Source organism: Streptomyces sp. NPDC058401 (assembly GCF_042722885.1).
Lineage (GTDB): Bacteria > Actinomycetota > Actinomycetes > Streptomycetales > Streptomycetaceae > Streptomyces.
The window spans coordinates 1-5,832 of the sequence record NZ_JBHXKA010000241.1; the positions used below are offsets into that span (position 1 = coordinate 1).

General features: G+C 73.9%; 6 protein-coding genes. 4 read left to right on the top strand and 2 right to left on the bottom strand.

The features are described from left to right. Nucleotides 1-109 precede the first annotated feature (109 nt). Nucleotides 110-1,129, bottom strand: coding sequence for a glutamine synthetase (gene glnII, locus ACFWNV_RS39030; protein WP_383956906.1), 1,020 nt, complete (start codon nt 1,127-1,129; stop codon nt 110-112). 281 nt (nt 1,130-1,410) lie between these two features. Between glnII and ACFWNV_RS39035 the strand changes: the two genes are divergently transcribed. Then, on the top strand, nt 1,411-2,340 hold the full coding sequence (locus ACFWNV_RS39035; RefSeq protein ID WP_383956921.1) for a Gfo/Idh/MocA family protein: 930 nt from the start codon (nt 1,411-1,413) through the stop codon (nt 2,338-2,340). Nucleotides 2,341-2,367: 27 nt separating this feature from the next. Here ACFWNV_RS39035 and ACFWNV_RS39040 read toward each other — a convergent pair whose 3' ends face one another. Continuing rightward, entirely contained in the window at nt 2,368-2,949 is a 582-nt protein-coding gene (locus tag ACFWNV_RS39040; protein ID WP_383956909.1) for a hypothetical protein, read from the bottom strand. A gap of 239 nt (nt 2,950-3,188) precedes the next feature. On the opposite strand from ACFWNV_RS39040, the gene ACFWNV_RS39045 reads away from it, so the two are divergent. From ACFWNV_RS39045 to ACFWNV_RS39055, 3 genes are all read left to right on the top strand, one after another. Then, nucleotides 3,189-3,896 (top strand): NADPH-dependent F420 reductase, encoded by a 708-nt coding sequence (locus ACFWNV_RS39045; protein ID WP_383956912.1) that lies wholly within the window; start codon nt 3,189-3,191, stop codon nt 3,894-3,896. Continuing rightward, nucleotides 3,893-4,819 carry a 2-dehydropantoate 2-reductase gene (locus ACFWNV_RS39050; protein WP_383956915.1) on the top strand — a complete coding sequence of 309 codons (927 nt, stop codon included), beginning with the start codon at nt 3,893-3,895 and terminating at the stop codon, nt 4,817-4,819. Before ACFWNV_RS39045 ends, ACFWNV_RS39050 begins: the two co-directional genes overlap by 4 nt. A gap of 168 nt (nt 4,820-4,987) precedes the next feature. Next, nucleotides 4,988-5,832 (top strand): serine hydrolase domain-containing protein (locus ACFWNV_RS39055; RefSeq protein WP_383956918.1); only part of this gene is annotated, 845 nt, incomplete at its 3' end.

Here is a 5,832-nt window from a genome sequence, read left to right on the forward strand (position 1 = left end):
ATCCCGTTTGGTTATCGTAGGGGGGGCTGGTTGTTGTTAATCATCGCCCGGGCGCGGCCCCCGGGGGGAGGGCGGGCGCCGTGGTGGTGTCAGGGGTGGGCGGCCGGGGTCAGACCAGGCCGTCCTTCTCCAGGGCGGTGCAGCAGGTGTCCGTGATGAGGCGGGTCACCACGTACGGGTCCACGTTCGCGTTCGGGCGGCGGTCCTCGATGTAGCCCTTGCCGTCCTTCTCGACCTGCCACGGGATGCGGACCGAGGCGCCGCGGTCCGAGACGCCGTAGCTGTACTCGTTCCACGGGGCGGTCTCGTGCAGGCCGGTCAGGCGCTCGTCGATGCCGGCGCCGTAGTTCTTGACGTGGTCCAGCGGCTTGCTGCCCTCGCCCAGCGACTCGGCCGCGCAGATGATCGCGCGGTAGTCCTCGCGCATCGCCTTCGTGGAGAAGTTGGTGTGCGCACCCGCGCCGTTCCAGTCGCCCTTGACCGGCTTCGGGTTCAGCGTCGCGGAGACGTTGAAGTCCTCGGCGGTGCGGTAGAGCAGCCAGCGCGCGATCCACAGCTGGTCGGAGACCTCCAGCGGGCCGACGGGGCCGACCTGGAACTCCCACTGGCCGGGCATGACCTCGGCGTTGATGCCGGAGATGGCCAGGCCCGCCGCGAGGCAGTGGTCCAGGTGCTTCTCGACGATGTCGCGGCCGAAGATCTCGTCCGAGCCGACGCCGCAGTAGTAGCCGCCCTGCGCGGCCGGGAAGCCGTTGACCGGGAAGCCGAGCGGGCGGGTGCCGTCGAAGAAGGTGTACTCCTGCTCGATGCCGTAGATCGGCGCCTGGGAGGCGAACTTCTCGGCGATCGGACGCAGCAGCGCGCGGGTGTTCGACTCGTGCGGGGTCATGTCGATGTTCAGGACCTCGCACAGGACGAGGACGTTGTCGCCGCCGCGGATCGGGTCCGGGCAGGTGAACACCGGCTGCAGTACGCGGTCCGAGGCGTGGCCCTCGGCCTGGTTGGTGCTCGAACCGTCGAAGCCCCAGATCGGCAGCGCGTCGCCGTCCGCCATGATCTTGGTCTTGGAGCGCAGCTTCGCCGTCGGCTCGGTTCCGTCGATCCAGATGTACTCAGCCTTGTAGCTCACGGGGCCCCATCCTTCGGTGCGTCGCTCCGGCGCAGACTCTGCGGGTGCTGCGCTGTGTCCTGCGGATCGCGTACGGCGGTTCACGTCCCTGTGGCTCGCGTACTGCGAATTCGTTTCTGCGGTGTAGACCGCAGCGTGCCCGCTCGCGATTTCCCTTCCGTTGCCCGTGTGTGAACCCCGTGTTACCGAGGTTTACTCCGCAGGTGGGGGTGGTTGTGCGGGTTGCCGTCCGGACGCCCGTACGGGTGGGGCAGACTAGGCGGGTGAGCATTTCGTACGATTTGACGTCCGCCGGAGATGCCGCCGCAGAGGCCGCTTCCGGGCCGCGCCCCCGGGTCGGGCTGCTGGGCACCGGCCCCTGGGCCCGCCGCACGCACGCCCCCGCCCTCGCCGCACACCCGGGCTCCGAGTTCGCCGGAGTCTGGGGCCGGCGCCCCGAAGCCGCGGCCGAGCTGGCGCGCGAGTACGGGGTGAAGGTGTACGAAGACCCCGACGCGCTGTTCGCCGACTGTGACGCCGTGGCCTTCGCACTCCCGCCCGACGTGCAGGCCCCGCTCGCCGTGCGCGCGGCCGCCGCCGGCTGTCACCTGCTGCTCGACAAACCCGTCGCCACGACCCCGGCCGACGCCCGCGCGGTGGCCGCCGCCGTGGCCGAGCACCGGGTCGCCTCCGTCGTCTTCCTCACCCTGCGCTTCGCCGAGCCGACCGCCGGCTGGGTCGCGGAGCAGGCGGAGCGCACGGGCTGGTTCACCGCCGCCGCGCACTGGCTCGGCGCGGTCTTCCCGCCCGACGGCGAGTCCAGCGCCTACGCGGACTCGCCCTGGCGCAAGGCCAAGGGCGGGCTGTGGGACGTGGGCCCGCACGCCCTGTCCGTACTCATCCCCGTCCTCGGTGACGTCACCGAGGTCAGCGCCACCCGCGGCCCCGCCGACGTGGTCCAGCTGGCCCTGCGCCACACCACCGGCGCGGCCAGCACCGCCGTGCTCAGCCTCAGCTCGCCGCGCGCGGCCGCCGGGGTGGGACTGGAACTGCGCGGGACCGCCGGCGTCTTCGGCCTGCCCGAGTGGAGCAACGTCCCGGGGGCCTACGGCCGCGCCCTGGACGCGCTCCTCACCTCGGCCCGCACCGGGGTGCCGGACGTACGGGGCGCGGAGTTCGGAGCCCGGCTGACGGAGATCCTCGCGGAGGCGGAGGGGCAGCTGCCGGAGTGAACCTCCTCGGGGCGCCGTCGCCCGGCGCTATTTGATGACCGCGTTGGCCACGATGATGGCCAGCCCGATCGTGGCGTCGGCGACCCCGATGAGCAGCGCCGAGGTGAGCCGGTAGCCGACCCGCAGGGCCACGAAGGCGCCCCAGGCGAACAGCATCGCGGTGTTCACGCCGAGCCCGACGGCCGTGACCCCGTGCGAGTCCCAGTCGGTGAGTCCGGCGACCAGCAGGAGCAGGACCGTGGGCAGGGTGGCCGCGATCATCGGCCACTCGTTCCACAGCGCCCGCCCGAGGACCCGCCACCGGTGCCCGGCGGAGCCGGCCTGATGGGTGCTCATGTGGTGCGAGTACCCGTGCGCGAGCCCGGCGGTGGCGGCGGTGACGAGCACCCAGCTGGCATCGTAGAAGGGGGTGTACTCCCCACCCTTCTGGTCGAGCGCGGCCAGCAGCCCGGACGCGAGCACGGTCCCGTACACCCCGCCGAACATCCAGTCGGCGCCGCGCCGGGGCGGGGGGAGCGGCGGGAGCGCGGACACCGGGAGGTCCGGCGGCGTGGGCGGCGTGGGCGGCGCGCCGGGCGTGGTGGGACGCGGGTGCTGCTGCTCGTTCACGATGGATCCTTTGGTGCGGTACGTCCCCTTTGTGCTGGGCCTCACCCTACGAGGCGCGGGATCGGGCCGGTGTGAAGGCGGCGACGGGGCGGTCCGGCGACCTGCTGTGGTGGTCCGACGACCTGCCGGGGCGGGCCGGTGATCTGCCAGGGGCGGGTCGGCGGCCCTGCCCGGGGTGCGCCCTCACTCCGGCGGCGCAGCGGCGGAATACCGTGGATCGCGGGCGACTTGAACCCCGCATGGCAACTCTTGGACTCATCGGAAGCGGCAACATCGGCAGCACCCTCGCACGGCTCGCCGTGGACGCGGGGCTGGACGTGGTCCTCAGCAACTCGCGGGGACCGGAGACACTGGACGCCCTGGTCGCCGAGCTCGGCCCGCGGGCCCGGGCCGCCACCCCGGCCGAGGCGGCGGCTGCCGGCGACTGGGTCGTGGCCACCATCCCGCTCGGCAGCTACCGCGAGCTGCCCGCCGGGGCACTGGCGGGCAAGGTCGTGCTCGACACGCTCAACTACTACCCCGAGCGCGACGGGGTGTTCCCCGCCCTGGAGGCGGAAGAGGCCACCACCAGCGGGCTCGTCCAGGCACACCTGTCCGGGGCGCAGGTCGTCAAGGCGTTCAACAACATCTACTTCAAGCACCTGCTCAACCTCGCCCGCCCGGCCGGCTCCCCTGACCGCTCGGCCCTGCCGATCGCCGGCGAGGACCCGGCCGCCCGCGCGTCCGCCACCCGCCTCCTCGACCTGCTCGGCTACGACGCGGTCGACGCGGGGAAGCTCGCCGAGAGCTGGCGCTTCCAGCGCGACACGCCCGTGTACGTGCTCCCGTACGCCGAGGACCTGTCCCGCCCGGGAGGCATCGCCGAGGACCCGGGGAGCGTCGCCGACGCGGCGGCCGTCCGCGCCGCCCTGGCGAAGGCCGTCCGGCCGGCGGGCGCCGCCGGATGAGGATCCTGACGGTCGGAGCCGGCGCCGCGGGCGGCTACTTCGGCGCGCGCCTCGCCCGGGCCGGGCAGGACGTCACCTTCCTGGTGCGCCCCCGGCGGGCCGAGGCCCTGCGGGCGCGCGGGCTGCGGGTGAGCGGGCCGGGGGAGGAGATCGTGCTCGCCCCGCAGCTCGTCACCGCCGACGCACTGAAGGAGACGTACGACCTCGTCCTGCTGTCCGTGAAGTCCACCTCCCTCGAAGCGGCCGTACGGGACCTCGCGCCGGCGGTCGGTCCCGGGACGGCGATCCTGCCCCTGCTCAACGGAATGGCCCACCTCGACCGCCTCGTGGACCGGTTCGGGGACGCGGCGGTGCTCGGCGGCGTGGCCAAGGTGGTCACCACCCTGAACGAGCACGGCGACATCCTGCGGATGGCCCCGCCCACCGTGGTGCTCACCGGCGAACGCGACGGCCGTCCCTCGGCGCGGGTGGACTCCGTGCGCGAGGTGCTGGCCGGGGCGGGGATCGACACCCCGGAAGTGCCCGACATCATCGGCGCCATGTGGCACAAGTGGGTCTTCATCACCACCCTGGTGGCGGTCACCTCCCTGGCCCGCGGAGCCGTCGGCGAGATCAACGCCGTGCCCGGCGGAACCGAGTTCGGCCTCGCGGTCCTCGCGGAGGCCGCCGCCGTGTCGGCCGCCTCGGGATACCCGGTGCCGGAGTCCGAGCTCACCCTCACGGCAAGGACGCTGGCCGCCCCGTGCTCCCCGCTGACCCCGTCGATGTACCGGGACCTGCTCGCCGGTCACCCGACCGAGGTCGAGCACGTGCTCGGCGATCTGTCGGCCCGGGCCCGGGACCTCGCCGTCCCGACTCCGCTCCTCGACCTCGCGACCCTCCAACTGCGGGTCCAGCAGCGGCGGGTGGCCGCCGTGGAGTAGCGAGGTCAGGGGCCTGCGCGGCGGACCTCGGGGTCGGTCGCGCAGGCCCCTTCAGGGTGGCCTCGGGGTCCGCTCAGGGTGATCACCGATGGGCAATGCGCGGTGGCCGGAGGAGTGTTGGTGGTACAGCCCGCCGAGTCGCCTTCTCCACTTCTCCAGGAGCCACCGATGGACGCACGCCCCCGCACCCTCCGCCGGATCGCCGTCACCGGCATCGCCCTGGCGGCCCTCACCTTGGGCGCGGGAGCCCCGGCCGCCCTGGCCGCACCCGGTGGGTCCGCGGGCTCCGCCGCGGCCACGGCCCGCACCGGGCGGGCGGCCGCCCACGACCCCGCCGCGCTGCGGGCCCTGCTGGCGTCCCTGCCCGACGGCGTGTCGACGGGAGCCCTGGCGCGGCTGTCCGGCGAGGGGCTGCGCACGCCGTGGACCGGGACCGCCGGGCCGGTCGACGCGGACGCGGAAGTGCCGATAGGCAGCGTCACCAAGCTGTTCACGAACGCCCTGGTGCTGCGGCTCGTCGCGGAGCACCGGATCGAGATCGACGCGCCGGTGCGCCGCTACCTGCCCGACCTGATACCGGGCGCCTACGCCGCGGTGACCGTACGGCAGCTCATGAACCACACCGCCGACCTGCCGATGGCTGCCGGTGAATCCGCCGATCCGCGCACCGTGGTGCTCGACACGTTCGCGGCGGACGAGGCCGCCCGCCCGGGGCGCGTAACCGCCCCGGGCACGGTCCAGCAGTACAACGGGACGAACAGCCTCGTGGCCGGCCTGCTCGTGGAGCGGATATCCGGCCGGACCTACGCGGAGGAGCTGCAGCGCCGCATCGTCCGCCCCCTGGGGCTGCACCGGACCGGGATGTCCACGGACCCGCGGACGGCCAGGTTCTGGGCGGAGGGCGGCCTGGTCTCCACCGCGGCCGACCTGGACCGCTTCATGGCGGCGGGGGGGGGGGGGGGGGGGGGGCGGGCCCCCCCCCCCCCGCCCCCGGGGATGGGGCGCGCACGGGC

What these genes read in the sequence shown, in the direction of transcription:
- ACFWNV_RS39050 (WP_383956915.1), top strand. Translation starts at nt 3,893, where the DNA reads ATGAGGATCCTGACGGTCGGAGCCGGCGCCGCGGGCGGCTACTTCGGC.
- ACFWNV_RS39045 (WP_383956912.1), top strand. Translation starts at nt 3,189, where the DNA reads ATGGCAACTCTTGGACTCATCGGAAGCGGCAACATCGGCAGCACCCTC.